Origin of the sequence: Secundilactobacillus silagincola, from assembly GCF_002583405.1 — a bacterium.
GTDB classification, from domain to species: domain Bacteria; phylum Bacillota; class Bacilli; order Lactobacillales; family Lactobacillaceae; genus Secundilactobacillus; species Secundilactobacillus silagincola.
On the sequence record NZ_BCMJ01000011.1, the window covers coordinates 25,173 to 43,400 of the forward strand.

General features: G+C 40.8%; 20 protein-coding genes and 1 pseudogene. 10 read left to right on the plus strand and 11 right to left on the minus strand.

All coding sequences use genetic code 11. From position 1 onward, the window contains the following. Positions 1-47: 47 nt before the first annotated feature. The 4 genes and pseudogenes from CES82_RS10535 to CES82_RS10550 form a co-directional block, all read left to right on the plus strand. Positions 48-1,187, plus strand: coding sequence for an oxidoreductase (locus tag CES82_RS10535; RefSeq protein ID WP_098826115.1), 1,140 nt, complete (start codon positions 48-50; stop codon positions 1,185-1,187). 107 nt (positions 1,188-1,294) lie between these two features. Continuing rightward, positions 1,295-2,263, plus strand: a complete 969-nt coding sequence (locus CES82_RS10540) for a zinc-binding dehydrogenase (RefSeq protein ID WP_098826117.1) — start codon at positions 1,295-1,297, stop codon at positions 2,261-2,263. Positions 2,264-2,410: 147 nt separating this feature from the next. Continuing rightward, positions 2,411-3,262 carry an aldo/keto reductase gene (locus CES82_RS10545; RefSeq protein ID WP_098826118.1) on the plus strand — a complete coding sequence of 284 codons (852 nt, stop codon included), beginning with the start codon at positions 2,411-2,413 and terminating at the stop codon, positions 3,260-3,262. A 175-nt stretch (positions 3,263-3,437) separates the two neighbouring features. After that, positions 3,438-3,920, plus strand: a pseudogene (locus tag CES82_RS10550) (ROK family protein); the annotation flags it as partial. A 397-nt stretch (positions 3,921-4,317) separates the two neighbouring features. Here the strand turns inward: CES82_RS10550 and CES82_RS10555 are convergent. The 4 genes from CES82_RS10555 to CES82_RS10570 all read right to left on the minus strand — a co-directional run bounded on the left by CES82_RS10555 (position 4,318) and on the right by CES82_RS10570 (position 7,053). Further along, on the minus strand, positions 4,318-4,530 hold the full coding sequence (locus CES82_RS10555; protein ID WP_098826122.1) for an ASCH domain-containing protein: 213 nt from the start codon (positions 4,528-4,530) through the stop codon (positions 4,318-4,320). 557 nt (positions 4,531-5,087) lie between these two features. After that, positions 5,088-5,381 (minus strand): hypothetical protein, encoded by a 294-nt coding sequence (locus tag CES82_RS10560; protein WP_098826123.1) that lies wholly within the window; start codon positions 5,379-5,381, stop codon positions 5,088-5,090. Between the two features lie 264 nt (positions 5,382-5,645). Next, on the minus strand, positions 5,646-6,221 hold the full coding sequence (locus tag CES82_RS10565; RefSeq protein ID WP_098826125.1) for a hypothetical protein: 576 nt from the start codon (positions 6,219-6,221) through the stop codon (positions 5,646-5,648). A 370-nt stretch (positions 6,222-6,591) separates the two neighbouring features. Further along, the gene (locus CES82_RS10570) at positions 6,592-7,053 is read right to left on the minus strand and encodes a hypothetical protein (RefSeq protein ID WP_098826127.1); all 462 of its coding nucleotides are present in this window, start codon (positions 7,051-7,053) and stop codon (positions 6,592-6,594) included. Positions 7,054-7,168: 115 nt separating this feature from the next. Between CES82_RS10570 and CES82_RS10575 the strand changes: the two genes are divergently transcribed. After that, a complete protein-coding gene (locus CES82_RS10575; protein ID WP_098826129.1) occupies positions 7,169-7,720 on the plus strand; it encodes a zinc metalloprotease in 552 nt (183 codons plus the stop codon). Positions 7,721-7,957: 237 nt separating this feature from the next. On the opposite strand, the gene CES82_RS10580 is transcribed toward CES82_RS10575, so the two are convergent. Together CES82_RS10580 and CES82_RS10585 are read right to left on the minus strand one after the other, a co-directional pair. Then, entirely contained in the window at positions 7,958-8,476 is a 519-nt protein-coding gene (locus CES82_RS10580) for a hypothetical protein (RefSeq protein WP_098826131.1), read from the minus strand. 153 nt (positions 8,477-8,629) lie between these two features. Continuing rightward, positions 8,630-9,037 (minus strand): hypothetical protein, encoded by a 408-nt coding sequence (locus CES82_RS10585; protein WP_098826133.1) that lies wholly within the window; start codon positions 9,035-9,037, stop codon positions 8,630-8,632. 397 nt (positions 9,038-9,434) lie between these two features. Here CES82_RS10585 and CES82_RS10590 point away from each other — a divergent pair, with 397 nt between their 5' ends. Further along, positions 9,435-10,394, plus strand: a complete 960-nt coding sequence (locus CES82_RS10590; protein WP_098826135.1) for a hypothetical protein — start codon at positions 9,435-9,437, stop codon at positions 10,392-10,394. 465 nt (positions 10,395-10,859) lie between these two features. On the opposite strand, the gene CES82_RS10595 is transcribed toward CES82_RS10590, so the two are convergent. The 5 genes from CES82_RS10595 to CES82_RS10615 all read right to left on the minus strand — a co-directional run bounded on the left by CES82_RS10595 (position 10,860) and on the right by CES82_RS10615 (position 16,084). Continuing rightward, positions 10,860-12,071, minus strand: coding sequence for an MBG domain-containing protein (locus CES82_RS10595; protein WP_098826136.1), 1,212 nt, complete (start codon positions 12,069-12,071; stop codon positions 10,860-10,862). Between the two features lie 359 nt (positions 12,072-12,430). Further along, positions 12,431-13,243, minus strand: a complete 813-nt coding sequence (locus CES82_RS10600) for a 5-bromo-4-chloroindolyl phosphate hydrolysis family protein (protein ID WP_098826138.1) — start codon at positions 13,241-13,243, stop codon at positions 12,431-12,433. A gap of 11 nt (positions 13,244-13,254) precedes the next feature. Then, positions 13,255-13,797 (minus strand): hypothetical protein, encoded by a 543-nt coding sequence (locus CES82_RS10605; RefSeq protein ID WP_098826140.1) that lies wholly within the window; start codon positions 13,795-13,797, stop codon positions 13,255-13,257. Next, a complete protein-coding gene (locus CES82_RS10610; RefSeq protein ID WP_098826142.1) occupies positions 13,794-14,951 on the minus strand; it encodes a hypothetical protein in 1,158 nt (385 codons plus the stop codon). The genes CES82_RS10605 and CES82_RS10610 overlap by 4 nt, the downstream gene beginning before the upstream one ends. Positions 14,952-14,953: 2 nt before the next feature. Beyond that, positions 14,954-16,084, minus strand: a complete 1,131-nt coding sequence (locus tag CES82_RS10615) for a toxic anion resistance protein (RefSeq protein ID WP_098826144.1) — start codon at positions 16,082-16,084, stop codon at positions 14,954-14,956. Positions 16,085-16,377: 293 nt separating this feature from the next. Between CES82_RS10615 and CES82_RS10620 the strand changes: the two genes are divergently transcribed. The 4 genes from CES82_RS10620 to CES82_RS10635 are packed head-to-tail and all read left to right on the plus strand — an operon-like array spanning position 16,378 to position 17,960. After that, positions 16,378-16,734: a phage regulatory CII family protein gene (locus tag CES82_RS10620; protein ID WP_098826146.1), complete on the plus strand. Its 357-nt coding sequence runs from the start codon at positions 16,378-16,380 to the stop codon at positions 16,732-16,734. A 15-nt stretch (positions 16,735-16,749) separates the two neighbouring features. Further along, positions 16,750-17,019 carry a hypothetical protein gene (locus CES82_RS10625; protein WP_098826148.1) on the plus strand — a complete coding sequence of 90 codons (270 nt, stop codon included), beginning with the start codon at positions 16,750-16,752 and terminating at the stop codon, positions 17,017-17,019. A 1-nt stretch (position 17,020) separates the two neighbouring features. Further along, a complete protein-coding gene (locus CES82_RS10630; RefSeq protein WP_098826150.1) occupies positions 17,021-17,524 on the plus strand; it encodes a hypothetical protein in 504 nt (167 codons plus the stop codon). Beyond that, positions 17,517-17,960, plus strand: a complete 444-nt coding sequence (locus CES82_RS10635) for a hypothetical protein (protein WP_098826151.1) — start codon at positions 17,517-17,519, stop codon at positions 17,958-17,960. Before CES82_RS10630 ends, CES82_RS10635 begins: the two co-directional genes overlap by 8 nt. Positions 17,961-18,228 lie beyond the last annotated feature (268 nt).

The window sequence follows — 18,228 nt, forward strand, 5'->3', positions numbered from 1 at the left end:
ATTTTTCTGATATTGTGAATTTATACCTATAAAAAGGAGCAATAGTTATGAATACATCAAAAGCACTTTCACCTTTAAAATTAGGTAATGGCGTACAAGTCGCCAATCGTTTAATGATGTCTGCAATGTGTGATTTAGGGGCTACCGCTGATGGTCAAGTGACCCAAGAGGAAGTTGATTTCATGAAGACTCGAGCCGGTTTCGGTGGCATGATTGTCACTGCTGGCGCTTATCCGCAGGCCAATGGTTTGGGACTGCCTGGCCAATATAGCGCAGCAAGAGATTCAGACATTAAAGGCTTAAGCAAGTTAGCAGCAGCGATGAAATCACGCGGTGCCAAAGCCATCCTACAGATTGGCCACGCTGGTCGTGAAGCTGCTATACCAGCACAACAGGGAATCCCCGTGCTTGTACCGACAAAGATGGACTTTCCTTGGATCAACTATCCAATTGAAGAAATGACGAACGACGATGTGAACCAATTAATTACCGATTGGGGTAAAGCTACACAGCGCGCAATTGACGCCGGCTTTGACGGTGTTGAAATTCACAACTGCAATCATGATCTGGTACAGCAGTTCTTCTCTGCCTTTTCCAACCACCGTACTGATCAATGGGGCGGCAGTTTTGAAAAGCGGTGCGCACTGCCACTTGCCATACTGAAGGAAACTCATCGCGTTATCGCTGCCTCAGATAAACCAGACTTTATCATCGGATGGCGTATTTCACCAGATGAAATTCACGGTGAAAACGTTGGCTTCACTGTCGATGACATGCTGAAACAGACTAAGTTAGTGCTAAACGAAGGAATCGACTACTTGAATATTTCACTCACTGGGTCAACATATAGTTATAAATCCAAGGCGAACGGTTATGACCAGACTTACGCACAGTTATTCCACGCTATCATGCCGGATAGTGTACCGCTATATATCGGCTCACAGATCCAGACACCTGCAGACGTTGAAGATGCATTGACTGTTGCCGATGGCGTTTATATGGCGCGTGAAGCGTTAATTGACCCTGAATTTACAGATAAACTGAAGTCCGGGCATGCTAACGAAATCATTACCACCATGTCTGAAGAGCGGATAAAACAGGTTCATTTACCAAAAGCCTTGGTGAAAGATTATACGACACCTGGTGGTTTACGGGAATCAATTCCGCTTCCGGGTTTGACTGATTGAGTTAAGCTTAGATTTGCTGATAATAGGAGTTTTAATAATCTATTTGACTAGACCGTACTTACTTTATGATTTAAATATCAAATTCTAGATTCGTAGGAGGTAATACTATGAAAGCATGGAGATATAATAAAGAAACTGGTGAATTTGGACTCAAAGATAATGTACCAGTACCTGAACCAGGTCCTGGAGAATTTAGATTAAAGGTGATGGCTGCTGGTATGTGTGGTAGTGATGTAACCACAGTTAATCATGGATTCGATGATATTGTAAAGCAGGTTCCCGTCACTTTAGGTCACGAAATTGCTGGAATTGTCGATAAGGTTGGGAAATCTCCCAAAGCCGATATTAAAGTCGGAGACCACGTGGTTCTCAACTTAAATGGCCTAATTGACACACCAGGCTTTGCTATTGATGGTGGATATGCTCCTTATTGTATTGGTTTTGCCGACGATTCCGGTTTTATTAAAATGCCACAAGGGGTTTCTTTCGAACAAGCCGCTGTCTCAACCGATGCCGGTTCCACAGCCTATCATGCGGTTATCGATCGAGGAAAAGTTAAAGCTGGGATGAAAGTCGGCATTATCGGTCTCGGAGGTTTAGGATCTCAAGGTGCTCGCTTTGCTGTACTATCAGGTGCTGACGTTTACGCAGCGGAGCCTAAAGATGATGTAAGAAATAATGCAGTTTCTGAGTTAGGAGTTAAAGCCGCAGTGAGTGATGCTAAAGAGTTGGCACAGTTTAAGCCTCAAGTTATCGTGGACTATGCTGGTTTTGGCACCACAACAAGTAGTGCTCTTCAAGCAGTGGCACCGGGGGGACGAGTTGTACAAGTTGGCCTGGGTAAAGTTCCGTTTACATTTAATCCAATGCTTCTGATGCTTTCAGGGGCCGAATACGTAGGTTCTATGGGTAGCACCAAAGAAGATAATGAAAATGTATTAAAATATCTGGGGCAAGGAAAAGTTAAACCAAAGTTGCAAGAGATTTCCTTTGATCAAATTGGGGAAGGTCTTGAACTGTTAAAGGCAGGAAAAGTTGAAGGCCGATTGGTCGTTAATTACGAAAAACACTTATGATGTGCTACCATTACACGTGCCTCTGCTTCTAGTCGGACACTGAAGAGTGCCGTTAAAAATGCATTGGATAAAGCCACAGCTGTCACACATTAGTATTTTTGTTTGTGAACGCGCATAATATCATCACCAAAGAAAGGAATCTACACGATGCAAAAAACATTCAGTTTCGATCAAACATTAATTGTCAACCGGCTCGGCTATGGCACGATGCAATTGCCAGGCAAAGACGTCTGGGGTCCTTCTGCAGACCCGGACAACGCCGCTGCTGTCATTGAAACCGCCATTGACCATGGCGTGAATTTCATCGACACCGCCGATGCTTATGGGCCACTGTATGCCAACCTTTATCTCCGTGAAGCGCTCAAGCAGCGCCCCAACAGCCAAGTGATGGTCGCTACCAAAGTCGGCTTCACTCGCCAAGGCCCTAACCAATGGATCCCGCTCGGTGCCCCAGCCTACTTGCGCCAACAAGTTGAATTAAACTTGATGACATTAGGCTTGGATCACATTGACTTGTTGCAGCTGCACCGCATCGACCCCAACTACCCGCTGGCAGATCAAATCGGTGAACTGGCTAAAATGCAACAAGAAGGCAAGATCCGCCATATTGGGCTGAGCCAAGTATCGGTTGCCCAAATTCAAGAAGCCCAGAAAATTGCCCCGATTGTTTCGGTTCAAAATCGCTATAACCTGGTCGACCGCAAAGACGAGGCCGTGTTGAACTATGCCGAGGCCAACCACTTAGCTTTCATTCCTTGGACTCCGTTGGACACCGGGAAACTGGCCCAAGGCGAGCAATTACAAGCCATCGCTAAGCGCTACGAGGCCAGTCCTGCCCAGATTGCTTTGGCTTGGTTGCTTAAGCGCTCTGATGTGATCTTACCGATTCCAGGTACCAGCTCAACCAAGCACGTCGTTGACAACATTGCAGCACAAAACATCGAATTGAGCCAAGCAGACTTTAAAACCTTAGATCAATTAGGCCGTCATCAACAATAAGCCACTAACTCGCAATTAGCGTTTGTAATTGCGAGTTCTTGTGTCCATTTGCCGCGCGACGCAAATCATCCAAAAAAAGCGATTGACCGAAACCCGGCCAATTGCGGTAGAGCATGTTTAAAGCACTGCCGCATCTCACCTAGTAACTCGGCAATCGTCTAACTGAGAAAAGATCGTTGGTACTGGTGTTGGTGCTGGTATTATATACAATGGACAGTTTATCGGAGATATCGGTCATCCGGAAATGGGCCACGTTTCTGTTAAACGACACCCCGATGACAAATCGTTTTCTGGAATATGCCCATATCATTCAGATTGTCTAGAAGGTCTTGTTTCTGGTCCGACATTTGAGGCTAGGCTGAATCAGCGTGGCGAGAGAGTTCCACATTCTAATCCAGTATGGAACATCATGGCCTACTATGTTGCACAGGCTCTTGTTCAAACTACCTTAACCATCCGCCCAGGAAAAATTGTACTTGGTGGTAGTGTGTTGAACACTGATTTTTTAGATAAGATTCGAATTGAATTTACAAGATTACTTAATGATTATGTTCAAGTTCCACCACTAGAAAAATACATTACACTACCTTCCATCAAGAATAATGGTTCTGCAACCATTGGCAACTTTGCTCTGGCTATTAAAAGATTACAAAGCTAAAGTTTTATCATGGCTTTAAATTACAAAATAACTGAATATGAATAATGATTCCAACGCGTAATTTATTTACTGCTGTTAATCGTTAATTAAAATGAATCATTATTTCTATCTATTAAGGCTGTGACTTCAGTCATTAATCACAGCTTTAAAAAAAGACTTATCGAGAAATCAAATTTGATTTCTTGCCTGATGGCCTTTTTCCTGTAGTCGTAATTATGATTGTCTAATCATACATCAGTGGCACAAGATACTGGTCAACGAACGCGTCAACTGCCTCATCACTGGGATTGTTTTCATCATCAACTTCGGGATGATATTTAATTAATGAATCATCCACATTGAAAAGTCGCTGCTGTCCTTTTACTGGAAACGGTTCAATAGTACGTAGCCGATCAAGCTACCAAGCATACTGATGATCATCCAACTTGTTAACGTCCTTAAGTCGTACCACCACAATGGCGTGGCCAGGTATGGTTTCAGGTATCTTATGGGCCGTGGCACAGATTAACAAGTCACCGCGATACTTCGTCAGCCAACTGCGATACTCGATGGTTTTGTCACCTGCAAGTACGTTCCAAGCATAGTCTGGCCTCAGTGATAGCGCTTTCATATTCTCACCTCATTTCATCACAAAATTTATATCGTCATCATGCCATAAAGTCTGCGGTATATCAATGTTTTCGCGTGATTATTTGTTTGAAAAAACTTACGTCCCTAATGTTAGTATATTTTCTATCACTTTTTAATTTAACCAAAAGCGCTTATAAATTGGACGGTTCAAGAAGTCATCACAACGATTATTGGGCATCGGTTCGAAGTCTGATAGAAATGGGCTAATTTAGAAAAGTGACGAAAAGAACAGTGAATATTAGTGGAACTATATTGTTATAGTAGACACGGGCATAAAATTCTTTCGTATATTTAGCTTGGTCGCTTATAGTATACAAATATGGAGTGATTCATGTCTATTTTTGTACAGTAAAGCCCCGGCACGCCGGGGCTTTACTGTACAAATTCAACCTTTAGTCAATTAATTTAAAATTACGGTTGCCACAAATAGCGGGTTTTATAGGCTATTATTTAATCAGTAACATCATTTATATCAGAGCATACAAACGAGGTTGTGACGTGTACCCCCAAAGTTGTTTCCAACTTTGGGGGTACACGTCATAGTAGCATTCTTCGACCATTACTCATCAGTGGAGCTTGGCGAGATGCTACCCAGGGATAAATAGCGCCATAGTCGAGCGGATTGGCCGGCTTAATTCGCTTTAATTCCTTTGCCGTTTCAAGTACACCGTATAGTACATCTTCTACTTTCCAAGACCCCCAGGGGCCTTCCCCCAGCTCACGTAACTCATGTATGGTTAAGTCCTCATAGTCGTAGTTATGATCAAGCAGGTACTTGATCATCTTGTCGTCTTCTTGCCAGCTGGTAGCGTTGTAATCAATCTCGTTCATTTTACGGGCTCCGTTCTCTGTTTATGGGGTTAGTGACAACAGCATCGGCTACTACCAATAACAAATTAGGGTAGCTGTCTGGACCGTGCATAAACGTCACTTATATTAGATTTTGGTTAAGCACGGGACAGTGTTAGAAATAACAGAACTTTTTATAGACAAAAAAGGCCCCCTCTAAAGAAAAGAATCTACCACTTCAAGACGATGCCTACAATCCGATTTGTTATCATAACGGATTCACGGGTAAATTATGATATTCAATTTTTATTTAACCTTATAGAGCCATCCAGTTTTTTGCATTTCCATCTGGTCACTAGAATATTTCTGTGTTTTATAGTGATCACTTGGCGACTTAGGATCACTGGGATAACCATAAGAGTATTGAGGTGTTACTTTAATCTTATTTTTTCCAACCGTAACTCGATAATATTCTACTGTAAGCACATTTAGCGGGTTACCATTACCTGTACTTGTGAAGAAACCATCAAGATGATAGTCACCCTTTAAATAATAATACGCACTACCAGACGTATGATGATAATAGCCATGATGGAAATAGTTTTCTTTATCGTATTTTGCGTTGTTTTTAAGGAACTGGTAACCACTCATTTCACTGTTCCAGAAAGACATTGCTTCATACCATTTTTCGCCTTTTTTAGCGTTATGGATTCCTCGAATTGCATGGCTCTTCCATTTAGTATTATGAAGTACCTTTGGAAATCCTTTTGTCCAAGTAGTCTTTGCAGAAGCTGTAACTGCAGATGTCTGTGATACAGCAACTCCACCAACGGTAATACCTGTGGACAGTATCATCATAGCAATTAAATGTTTGAGTTTCATAGAATCCCCCACCTATATGTAAAATTTTTAATCGAATTAATTATATACTTATAAGGCTATAAATTCTATAAATAATGTGATATTTTCTAAAGTATATATACCATTTCACCCTTTCGTTTAGCGAAAGTATATCTTTAAGTAATCTTCTCTCAGGTAGCTATTTGTATAAAATGAATACCCGCAAATCGAAACGCAATTTAAGGGAGAATACTGTCTTCTAAGGTATATGTGGAACAACGGACTTTTGTGAGACAAAAAAAGGTCCCTCCTTAAGAGGGGCCTACTGCTTCGGGATGATACCCCGAAGTCGCCTTATCAACTTTATCGTAGTTGGGTTCATTGTGTACTAAGGTGATCTTGATTATTGATGTTATTGTTTATACAACCAATTTGAATAGTTCTTAATGAAACCAAATGGTGCTTTGGTTGTGTGTCCTTTTTTGTTAAGCGTTAAATACGTGCAAAAACGCAACTTCTTGCCACTTAACTCAACTTTATTATAAACGGTTACGCCATAGCCTGATCCTTTAACGTAGTAATACTTTGAACCTTTGGCATGATGATAGTACGCTTTGGTTAAAACTTTGGGATTGTAATCTAGGACAACTCCTGTAGCAAAATCCTTCTTGTCAATAAAAGCATCTTGCTGATAGGTAGATTTAGAACCATCGGAAAACTTCCCGGTAGAATTCTTTTTTGCAATCCAGTCTCCACGTAAGGCTGTTGGGGTGTACTTGGTCCACTTAGTCTTAGCTTGAGCATTCGTATTAAATGCACCAAAAGCCATTAAAGCAATAATGAGAGCTAACGCATACATTCTGATTTTCTTCATCAGATTCGCCTCTTTATATAATAATAATTTGATTATATCACAGTTAAATATTTGTGATATAGTTAATTCATAATTAATTAGACACACAATTTAACTATAGAGGGGAATCTTTATCATGAAAAAACACTTATTGCGCAACTTATTTATGTCACTCGCTGTTGCTGGTACTCTAGGTGCCGGTGCATTCGTTGCTAATCCAACTACTGCAAATGCTTCTTCTTGGAAATTCGCAGGAACAACGGTTACATACCATATTAACAGCACGTCAAAATACTATAACGGTATGTGGAAGAACGCCGTTAAGGCTTGGAGCAAAAACGGTGTTGTCAAATTCAAATCAGTTGCCGCTTCTGACAAACCAGAATTAACCCTAACTACTCGTTCTCTTGATAACGATAAATATGGCACCATCTTTGTTCAACCCAGAACGATAAATGCAAATCACGAAATAAATGCAGCATATGTCGCTCTAAATAGAAATGCCATGAAATTTTTGGGACTTGGATTATCTGATAGAACTAAAGTTGCTGAAAGTGGGATGGGAAACGCATTAGGCTTAGATTACACAAGCAACAAGCATAGCGTAATGTATGAATATGCAGGTGATATGGGAATGAGTGGCGTTACTAAATCTGATTTAAACAACCTCGTAAATCTCTATAAATAATGATTAACAATCGGCTCAATACTTCGGTATTGGGCTTTTTTATATTCTGAATCGGGTATCTATTTGTTAGAAATGGATACCTGCTAATACTATTATGTTAGTCATCAATCTAACCACAATCAAAAAGGTACCCATAATTCAATTATCCAGAAAAATAGATACCTAAAAGTCCTACCCCTGTTACCGCTAAAGAAAAAGAGATTGCGTTTTTACTCAATCCCTTTCACTATCATTTAATTAACTTCTCGATCCACTTGTCGACGCCATCTGCTGATAATGATGGTTTGTAGCATGATGTAGCATCAAATCATACTTTTGATGTTTTGGCATATAGCCGACTTGTCCACCACCATTAGTTAAAATAGCAGTATACTTCTTCCCACCAATCTTAACCGTCGTTTTCTTCATAGGCGCTGCACCATTAGCCAAGCTAAGCGAATAGGTATACCACCCATTCTTATGTTTCTGAAAAATAAACTTATGCTTAGCATTACCTAATTTCTTAACGAGGCTGTACGTACCTTCACTCTTATATTTTCCATGACTGTACCAATAAAAAGTCATGTGTTTAGCGCTAATCTTATATTTTTGCTTACTATAACCATCATTCTCGTACCAAGTACCTCTGAACGCAGTGGGTACAGAACTGACCGTACTAGCAGCGTCTGCTTTAGTCTGACTAAAGCCCAAAAATAAGGCAACCGAGGCAACTATTACAGTGCCATATGCTAATATTCTTTTCCCCAAAAGACTCATTTCAACATCTCCCAAACAAATTATTGAACATTCAATTCTGATTATACCCGTTTATACGCTTATTAAACGCAAAATAAATTCCTAATTGAACCAATCAAAGATTTCCATCCCGTAACAAAGGTAAATTAGGAACACCTTCTAGAAAAAGGCAACTTAGTATCGGTACCAATAATGTGTTTCATAACGATCGGAAATTTTAATTTTATTGTGACTATACCATTTAGCCTTAAACGTATAAGTTGTAGAAAGCAATTTTCCTGTAATTTGATAAGTATGGTGACCTAAATACTTATATTTAGCGCTCGTAGCTGTAGGCCTGGTCATATCACTAGGACCGTGGTATGCCTGCTCAATTGACGTAACATTCTTTTTTGTGATTTTAGTTAATACTCGTTTTTTCCCGTGACCCACATGTTGCCAGTTAGTTCGCCATTTACCTTGAAGTGACGTAGGTGTGCCCTTGTGCCAACTAGCAGCATTTGCGGAAATAGCACCGCTTCCCCCTAAGATAGTTAACCCAGTAACAAGACTCACCGTTCCCTTAACCACTCTATTAAGCAATATAATTACCTCCTTAGTATTTGATAAGAAAATTATATCATTGTTTTGCGCATCGGTCTTACTAGAAGAACCGGTGACGATATTATGGACTTCTTAAACTCAAGCTTCCCAATGAAATTCATATAATTTCACTTGGAGTTTTTTAAAATACAATAACAGATGATTTTGGGCAAAGAAAACAATCTATGTATTGAGTGAAGTAATAAGATTGTCCAGACTTAAATACTCTGACCATCTTTGATATTTATTGAAACCAAAAAATACGAATTATAATGCCACAATTGACAGTATCGCTTAAATTGTTCAGTATTTTTGCCGTTAATGTTAGCTATAATAATTCTTACAGGGGGAATTTAACGGAGGTTAATGTTCTAGGCAATAACGAGGAGTGAAAACTATGAGGAAAAAAGAAACGCTATTAGCTATTTTCGTTTTGGGCATTGGCTTGACTGGACTTGCTGGTTGTGGACACGATCCGGAAGATGCTGAGAAAGCGAATTCGGTTGCTTTTATGAAAACTTCTAAGAATAAGCAACCACAAGTATGGTTTAAGGGTGAACTAGATGATGGTGAAATTCATAAAGACTCTGCAATTAACGATGTTTTAGTCACCAAAAACGGTAAAGTGACTGATTACAGTATGACAAATATCACTTTTCAACAAATCAAGGGTAAAAATAATGATCAACTTATTAAATTAGCCAAAACACTTGATAAAAAAGGACTTAAACCTGTGATTGCCAGTCAAAAATCACTACTTAAAGAACAACTAATTACTGCAAAGAAAAATTTAAAAGAACAGCAATCTTCAAAAAAGGATTGGGATAAACTATCTGACGCAGAAAAAGACGCAGCTAAATTTGGATCATTATCTGATGCAGGCTCTCCTGAGAGCATCCGAGACGCCCAGAAGCAAGTTAATCAATATACAACATTTGTTAATCAAATTTCACAAAAAAAATATCCTTATATCGCACCAAAAACTTCACCTATTGTTGCCTACGTTAATACTGATGACAATGATAAATCAGTAACGGCTGAACTACTCGGTTGGCAAGGTTACACATTCACGTTCCCGGTGGCAGATAACAATGATCAAAAGGACCTCACTAAATTAACACACAAAGCTGATACAACAGGTCGTATTAACAAAATGGATTTAAACGGTATTATGGGCGCTCCAATCTCAATTTTAGGTGATAAGTACATTGGTTACTATTTATATAGCGAAAATGACGATTCACAAGAAGATACCTTCTTAATTACAAAAACTCAAAATTCAAAAGCAAAAGCACAATTGGATGAGGCAAAAACATCTGGGATAAAGAAAACTAATACATCATTGACAGAGTATTAGTTAAGTTAAATAACTGCTTTAATTCCAAATAAGGTATTGAAGTTTCATCGATCCAATATTTTTCGAAAATTGGAAAACGACTTATCGTGAAATCACTTTGATTTCCTCGATAAGTCGTTTTAATTGCTATTATTAGTGTTTTTAATCACAACCCTATTTTAAAAGCTATCATGTAAAATATGGCATAGTAAAACTACATTGGCTAGTCTCTCGCAACAATCTCATTTAAATCAGTCTATAAACGGAAAAAGCCACAAATATTAAGCTTTAACCTCACATATCAGAAGAATAGTCATGATAATTTTTAACTGAATATTCCTTTCACAACCTCGCTTAACATTTTTGAAAATTATTATTTATTAAAACGTTCTTAGTTTTTCCTAAATTCAAAAAAAGACGGGAATAATCTTCAAATCACATGGTATTTTTTCACAATATGCCCTGTAACCTTGTATATGGGGTATGCTATAAATTTTTCGTGTGTTCAAAAGAATTTAGGAAAAAGCTTGAGAAGTTGGCCTGATTCATAGTAGAGGCACCGTCGATCTTGAAACTGAGGACTGGATAGCCACCATTAAAATTACTCGTGCCATCATAGGTCTTCGAAGTCGTTCCAACCACAGCGCTAATGGTGGCTTTAGTGTCGCCAGAATTGGTGCCGTCAGCTTGAATGGTGAGCGTGCCGTCTTTAGTGGTAATATTGTAATTTGGATTGTCGCCAAGCGAAAGCGTAATGGCGTAATTACCAGCCGTTTCACCAGGTTCGCGCTTCAGCGTGTAATTTAATTTATCCCCATTCGGAAAAAGCTTGTCTGGGCTGGCAGTTAAGGTTGGATCTGGTGCACCCACTGTCTTGGTTTTGTTGTCTGCGGTTAAGACCACGTCAGCCTTGTTAATGGTTGCAGTACCAGCCGTAACATCATCTTTTGTAAAGATGGCACCTGGATTGGCTGCCAGCACGGCCGAAATACCCTCTTGATTCAGCGTTACTGAATACGGTGTTGTACTGGCATCCGGTTTAACGTTCGACCAGTCGAAGTCATCCGCAGTCAATGTGGGTCGGCCAAACTTGTCGGTGCCCGATACTGAAAATTTCACCCCTGGATAACCACCATTAAAGTTGGTTGTACCATCATAAGTCTTCTCAGTGCTCTGCACAGCTGCCTTAATCACAACCGACTCAGTTGGAGTGGCTGCGGTGTTAGTGCTATCACTATTTGTTGGATCAGTGGCTGGTGTTGTGGCAGCGGCTTGCTGAGTTGCTGGCGTACCTGTACTTGGATCAGACGATGCAGGTGCAGCACCAGACTGGTTGTTGTCCTCAGTCTTTAAGCTGCTATCCGTTGGTGTGGTCGTGGTAGCGCTGGGTGTTTTGGTTGACGCGGCAGTGGTTGATGCACTATCCGGTGCTTGTGATTGATCACCGGTAGTTGTTGTACTACTGCTAGTCGTCACATTAACGTTAGTAGCCGTTGCCCCGTTATCTACCGTGGCAGCCCTAGCTACCGTTGGCGTATCATCAAAGAAATCAACACCATTCGCCATTTCAGCTTCGTGGATACCAAATAACACGGCAACCGTCGAAAGCCCCCGAATCGTCCACCGAATTTTGGCACTGAACAAACGTGTTTTGGTAATCGGATCGGATTTAAGTTGTTCATAACGATATCTTTGCAAAATGTACTCCCCCCTGTAATTTTTCTCTGTTTCAATATTTAATCACTATATCTACTTCTACTCATAATCTTAAGAAAGTCATAAATGTATATCTATATTCAGACATCGAAATAATTCTGTTATTTTATCGATTTCGCAAAAAAATGAAACTAAGGATACATATCGTGACGAACGTCGATACACAAAAATCCCGTAGATCCACTGGAATACAGTCGAATCTACGGGATTTTGTATCTACAAACGATTAAAAGCTTAGTTTAGTCATTAATTGTTCGTTTGCTAATTGACGAATGATGTTTGAATACTTCACTTCGGAGCATACCTATCATGTATGAATATGATGTCAGCACTTTTTGATCCTATTCCTCCGCACGGTTGTTTAATTCGTCAACTTCGTGGGTGGTGACGATAACGTAATCTTGCTGCAACTTGGCTGACAGCTTGCTCAGCTTGGCCTGCGCTTTTTCGATAACTTCCTGCGTGTCTTCACCCGTGACGATATTATTATTGATGCGAACCAGTCCCTGCGCCAAAGCAACATAATCCGGCAAGTCATTGTACATAAAATCTGAAATATTCAGTAACTGCCGCGGTGCACTGAGTAATTCCTGAAAAGTCTGTTCGATGAGCCGTAAGTCGTTGTCATAACTGGGAATATATTTGACAACTTCACGCCTAATCTGGCGAAGATATTCCAACTGGTGGTAGGCGTTACGGACTTCCCGTTTGAAAAAGGTCCGCTCAGAACTATCCAAACCGCTTTTGGTTAGTTCCTGATCGCTAATGAACAAGGACTCGGTCATGCCGCTCTCGTTGACTTGTTTAGCATATTGACGAAGCTTGACGCGATGCCAGACGTTCATCCCCACGTTCACCAGAACAGTGATGAGTATCAATAAAGGCATTAGCCCATAGGCCACGGTGTATAAGTCGGTAAAACCCGTTTCCGTTTGAAACATCATCACCAAGGTCATCAGGGCTAAAATCATTGCTGGTATGACAACGCCCCATAACCAGCGGGTGCTGAAACAAAATTGCAGCGGTACGGCTAATAACAGATACAACCCAATCACGCTATTGGCACTCTGATGAAAGACCAAGAGCATGGCAAAGGTCGCCAGCGTAATCAAGGCGCCGAGCCATCGTGTTCGATACTGAAGTAATAACTCCATTTTACGCCCTCCTATTCGGCTGTCACACCGTTGCTTGACTTGATTTGATTGAGTTGAACATACTTGTCGTGGCCGCTATACCCAATATCAGCATCTAAGATATACACGTTATCTGGGTAGACGGTAAAGCCAAGATCCACTTTTCTGGAATGGCCGTTTTTAACGTTAACGTTATTACTGTCCATGGTGAGCAGATGGTGATCCGCCTTCAACAATTTGCCGATATGATCACTTTTGCTCAAGATATCCTCACTGTTAGGTCCGCTGAACAGCTCATATTCGTCGGTGCTAATGTCATGGCCGCCGTCGATGGAAGACGTCAGCGAAACGGTGGCGTGGATTATGAGATATTGTTCCAGTTCGTTCGTGTCGGCCGAATCATAAGCCGGCTGTGGGCTTTTCAACAGTTCATAGCCAGTAATGGTTAAGTGCGTCCCCGAAGATTTTAATGTCAGTGGCTGCCCAGTGAACTGGTATGAACGCTGAGCTTGAGCCGTAACTGAAGTGAACATAAAAGTCACGATTAGACTGAGGATAATCACTAATTGTTTCATTTCAATACCTCCAAGTCCTTCGTTTTGACGTGGAAAACAATCGACGTATCGTCGTCTTTAGCCGGTACGTTGTATTGATAATAGAAACCCTGATAGAGAAAATCAAAGCTGGCGGACTTGGGTCGCTTCACCACAATATTGAACGGTTTACGAACCCCCTCTGAATACTCATCACCGTACCAGCCGTTGGTATCAAGGATATTCATCACCGGTTTATTCACCCCGCCGACTTTGATCTTGGTACCGATAAAATCGCGTGCTTCTGAGTAATCATCACTATCCGCTTCGGTTTTATCGCTCCACTTGCGGTACACCTCAAAGGCATCGGCACTTAAGCTAGTATCCGAATGTCTGGGTTGTACACTCAGATTGACGATGAGTACCGGATCGCCCTCGTCAGTCTCCGCAACATAAGCATGATGAACCTTAAACTCCAGGTTCCGGCTGCGATAAGTCGTATTATTCTTTAACGTCACCTTTTGATGTGAATCATTTCCCGAGATGTGGCGGGGTTTCACATTCGTAGACCCAAACGCCACCGCATTACCAACCAGCAGTACGGCACCCATCATGAACAGTTGCATTCGCAATTGCTGTTTCCGGACCTTTTTTCTTGGCTGTTTAGCGATTGCCATTTGCGGTTGAGCGCCCACGGCACCATTTTTCAGGTAATCAACCGTAACTAGAAAATTATTCAGTTGGGTGGCATCAAACCACTCTCTGTTTAAAGTAATCCCGCTGCGCGATTGTAAATGAGGCCGCTTTTTCCGGTCAAATCGCAGGGCCCGTTGCCAGTCTAAGTGAACGTTGCTGCCATTCTTAACGATTTTAAGCCAGTCAAATGGCACGTAGACTTGTTCCGTCCGAAAATAGTAGCGGGTCAACCAGATGCCGGTTTGATTCTGATTAATCTCGATCAGTTGATAATCCTGGCTTCGCAAACTATGATAACTGAACGCGATGGCGGCCAGAAGAATACAAGTGGCAAACCAAAAAACACCCACCATGATCAGCGGCTGAGCAGAACTGTAACTATGCTTAGCAGCAAGTTTGATAATCACAGTGCCGATAATCATGATCCCGACAATCACCCAGCAAGCCCGAATTAACGCGCTGAGAATCGATTGTGCTCTGAATTTTAATGTGTTTTGCATAGTTATTCCGCCTTTGGCTGCTGCTTGACGGTTTCAACTAACTTGGTTTTTAAATCCGACTCCATGGTTTGAAGCTGGCTTTCAACTTCTTTCCGCTTAACGCTGCCCTCTTGTTGAATCTTCAGGGTTTCGGTGATCGTATTGATCAAATCATCCTGGGTCTGTTTTAGCGTATCAATATCTACAACCCCACGTTGACTGGCCTTGGCCACCTCAACTGCGGATTGCGATAACAGTTTGCTGTTCTTTTTCAATAAATCATTAGTAGTTTCAGCCACCGCGTTTTGAGCAGCCAAGGCGTCTTTTTGATTGAGCAACGCTAACGCAATCACCACTTGATTTTTCCATAGTGGAATGGCCGTAGTAATCGACGACTGAATCTTTTCAGCCAGCACCGTATTGCTGTTTTGGATCAACCGGATTTGCGGCGCTTGTTGGATTGTGATTTCACGGGTCAACATGAGATCCATCATCCGTTTTTCCAACCGATCTTGGGTGGCGGCTAAGTCTTGAACTTGCTGGGCCGCCATTTGGTCAGTAGCAGTACTTTGAAGCTGCTGAATTTGTTTATTAATTTCATCATGTTTCATCGACGCGCCCACGATAAGTAGGTTGAGTGATTGATAAAATTTAAGATTCTGCTGATACATGTCGTCCAGTAAATCATTATCCTGTAGCAACTTAGCCTCTTGCTTACTCAACTGCTGGGCTGATCGATCAATCTGAACGCTGACTTCTTGATACTTAGCGGTCATTTCAAAAATGGAGGCCTTCACCTTTGAAAATAGTTTCGCAAATAGCGAAGCGTCCGACTGACTGAGTTTGTCAGGATTGGTTTCATTTAAACTCGTTACTAATTTCCGCAGACTATCCCCAATTTCGCCTAACTCATTATTTTGAACCTTCACCAGTACCGTGTTCGAAAAACTCGACAGGCCCTCTTGCTGAGTTTTACCGTAATCCAAGATGGACGATTGTTTGTCTTCGCTAATCGTAGCCGCCATATTAGCGGCTTCCGTCAGTTCCTCAGGACTCAGTTTTTCCTTAATCGAAGTCGCTAGTGCAACTGGTGTCGTCTCATTGGTTTGACTAACTGGCACAACGCTTTTATCAATACTTGTGACATCTTTCATTTTGATTCCTCCAAAGTATGTTAGCAAAAGTTAATACCCCAAAAATGACTTAACTTGTGTTTTTGATAGTATAACGTAATTTGTAATTGGGCGCAAAATTCCTTGGAGAAATAGAAATATGTAGGTGTGCTGTGAAGTAAATCGCAAGCAAATCAATAATTGCAACGCTGCCTTAACATATTTATCCGTAAGCTTGCTATAATATCCTTGAAAGAGGTATTGGCAACACCAGCATTCACATATTCTAGTTAAGATTGCCAATACTATTAAATTTCCCGAAAGGAACTGCTACCATGGCATTAAACCGGAAAAACAAAATCCGAAATTATTCCATGACTTCTGCCGCCGACACCATTAAAGAAACGCTAGCTTATCGGCATCTGAGTGCTGACTGGTTGGCGGACATGCTGCAAATGGATCACGAGGAAATGAATAAGGTGTTGAGACGTGAAAACTATTTGACCATGGATCAGTTAAAACAAGTTCAGTCCTTAATCGGTGTGTCAGCACAGTTGTTAAGAAAACTAGATTCTAATTTTCTTGAACACCATTTGACGCCAGCGGAACTGGCTAAAATTGAAAAGCTTGAGCAAAATTCCACCGATGCTGATTTTGAAAATATTGATGATCTTGATTGGGATAAATTGTGATGTGAGGTGTATAAGATGCCAAATAAACGACAGCGGAAAAAGAATTATAACAAGTGGGCTGATAAAATGGTTCGTCAGATCTGGGATCGACGCCCTAAAGATCTTAAGACACAGGAAGAAGCTGACCGATGGCTTGCTGAGCAGGTTGAAAATGAAGGTATTCTCAATTGGCGTACACAACAAGCTGTAAACGAAGCGATTCATGATGTGAAATCGCCACATTCAACATTAAAAACATATGATTCGGTTGATGAATTGATGGCTGACTTAGAAAGCGATGACTGAAATGGCAAATAAACGACAGCGTAAAAAGCAGTATAAAAAGAATATGAAGGAAATTGCTCGCTTGTCAGAGGCAATGTCCCCTAAAACGTTGGACACTCAAGAAGAAATCAACGCATGGTTGTTTGGGGATGATGAGGAAGATTCTGCAAACTCATTAAAGGCCGACAATCATTTTTGGGATGAATCCAATTGGTCCGGTTTTCGTGACAGTATCACCGACGAGGACCGCGAATGGGATACTATGAAATCTATTGGTAAAGAAAAACTCAATGCCAGTAACGATTCAGTTGCAATGTGGCGCTTGTTAGACTCACGAAAGAATGATAAAGCAGTTGATTTAGACGAAATGATTGCTGAAGTCGATGCTGAAAATCAACATGATGATTCATCAGAGTTTTGGAATACCATTGATGATCAAGCTAAAAAGTATGGGTCAGTTGACACTCCCGAAGTTGACTGGGGGCAAAATGTCGAAATGGACTCTGAGGATGATGAGGATGAATAAAATCAAATTCCCAATGAAAACACAATTTTCTAGCTTATTCAATTTAACTCGTGCTTTGATTAAACCTTACTCAAAGTATCAGCATTTAAGAATCGTAGAATACTTGCTGTATCTTTACACCATCACTGCCGTAGCCGTAACTCAAGGATGGATAATTCATCTAAACCAAGTCATCCGCAATGATTTTGCACTCACAGGTCCACTTATACTCACCGGTATAATCTTGATTTTTGTTCTTAAATGGATAAATCACCGACGTATAGTGAGAATTATTCATACTTTTCTACCGATTAATCAAGATGATCAGTATCAACGGCAATATCAGGCCATCCGAAAAGCTGCATTGCATCCAGCTACAACAAAATTTCAGCAAGCCCTAGAAGGCTTCGTTACAATCGTTACCTTCATATTCGTAATGCCTATCATTTTCATGTAGACGAAAGTGATATATTAATTCAGAACGTATCAGATTCAATGATTATTGTTTATTTTCCCATACAAAATTTAGTGCTGCACTATTTGGAAATTTCTAACGATACTAAAAAACCGCCCAGAATAGCCTTGGACAGTTAACGACGGTTCTTTAGTTGTTTAACGATAATCTATAGGTATCATTCGACTGTTACCACGACTCAGTTATAACATGAGCCGTGGTATTTTTGTAACTTGCTGATTAAAATCCGTTAAATACTTGGAATTCGACT

What these genes read in the sequence shown, in the direction of transcription:
- CES82_RS10535 (WP_098826115.1), top strand. Translation starts at nt 48, where the DNA reads ATGAATACATCAAAAGCACTTTCACCTTTAAAATTAGGTAATGGCGTA.
- CES82_RS10540 (WP_098826117.1), top strand. Translation starts at nt 1,295, where the DNA reads ATGAAAGCATGGAGATATAATAAAGAAACTGGTGAATTTGGACTCAAA.
- CES82_RS10545 (WP_098826118.1), top strand. Translation starts at nt 2,411, where the DNA reads ATGCAAAAAACATTCAGTTTCGATCAAACATTAATTGTCAACCGGCTC.
- CES82_RS10555 (WP_098826122.1), bottom strand. Translation starts at nt 4,530, where the DNA reads ATGAAAGCGCTATCACTGAGGCCAGACTATGCTTGGAACGTACTTGCA.
- CES82_RS10560 (WP_098826123.1), bottom strand. Translation starts at nt 5,381, where the DNA reads ATGAACGAGATTGATTACAACGCTACCAGCTGGCAAGAAGACGACAAG.
- CES82_RS10565 (WP_098826125.1), bottom strand. Translation starts at nt 6,221, where the DNA reads ATGAAACTCAAACATTTAATTGCTATGATGATACTGTCCACAGGTATT.
- CES82_RS10570 (WP_098826127.1), bottom strand. Translation starts at nt 7,053, where the DNA reads ATGAAGAAAATCAGAATGTATGCGTTAGCTCTCATTATTGCTTTAATG.
- CES82_RS10575 (WP_098826129.1), top strand. Translation starts at nt 7,169, where the DNA reads ATGAAAAAACACTTATTGCGCAACTTATTTATGTCACTCGCTGTTGCT.
- CES82_RS10580 (WP_098826131.1), bottom strand. Translation starts at nt 8,476, where the DNA reads ATGAGTCTTTTGGGGAAAAGAATATTAGCATATGGCACTGTAATAGTT.
- CES82_RS10590 (WP_098826135.1), top strand. Translation starts at nt 9,435, where the DNA reads ATGAGGAAAAAAGAAACGCTATTAGCTATTTTCGTTTTGGGCATTGGC.
- CES82_RS10600 (WP_098826138.1), bottom strand. Translation starts at nt 13,243, where the DNA reads ATGGAGTTATTACTTCAGTATCGAACACGATGGCTCGGCGCCTTGATT.
- CES82_RS10605 (WP_098826140.1), bottom strand. Translation starts at nt 13,797, where the DNA reads ATGAAACAATTAGTGATTATCCTCAGTCTAATCGTGACTTTTATGTTC.
- CES82_RS10610 (WP_098826142.1), bottom strand. Translation starts at nt 14,951, where the DNA reads ATGCAAAACACATTAAAATTCAGAGCACAATCGATTCTCAGCGCGTTA.
- CES82_RS10615 (WP_098826144.1), bottom strand. Translation starts at nt 16,084, where the DNA reads ATGAAAGATGTCACAAGTATTGATAAAAGCGTTGTGCCAGTTAGTCAA.
- CES82_RS10620 (WP_098826146.1), top strand. Translation starts at nt 16,378, where the DNA reads ATGGCATTAAACCGGAAAAACAAAATCCGAAATTATTCCATGACTTCT.
- CES82_RS10625 (WP_098826148.1), top strand. Translation starts at nt 16,750, where the DNA reads ATGCCAAATAAACGACAGCGGAAAAAGAATTATAACAAGTGGGCTGAT.
- CES82_RS10630 (WP_098826150.1), top strand. Translation starts at nt 17,021, where the DNA reads ATGGCAAATAAACGACAGCGTAAAAAGCAGTATAAAAAGAATATGAAG.
- CES82_RS10635 (WP_098826151.1), top strand. Translation starts at nt 17,517, where the DNA reads ATGAATAAAATCAAATTCCCAATGAAAACACAATTTTCTAGCTTATTC.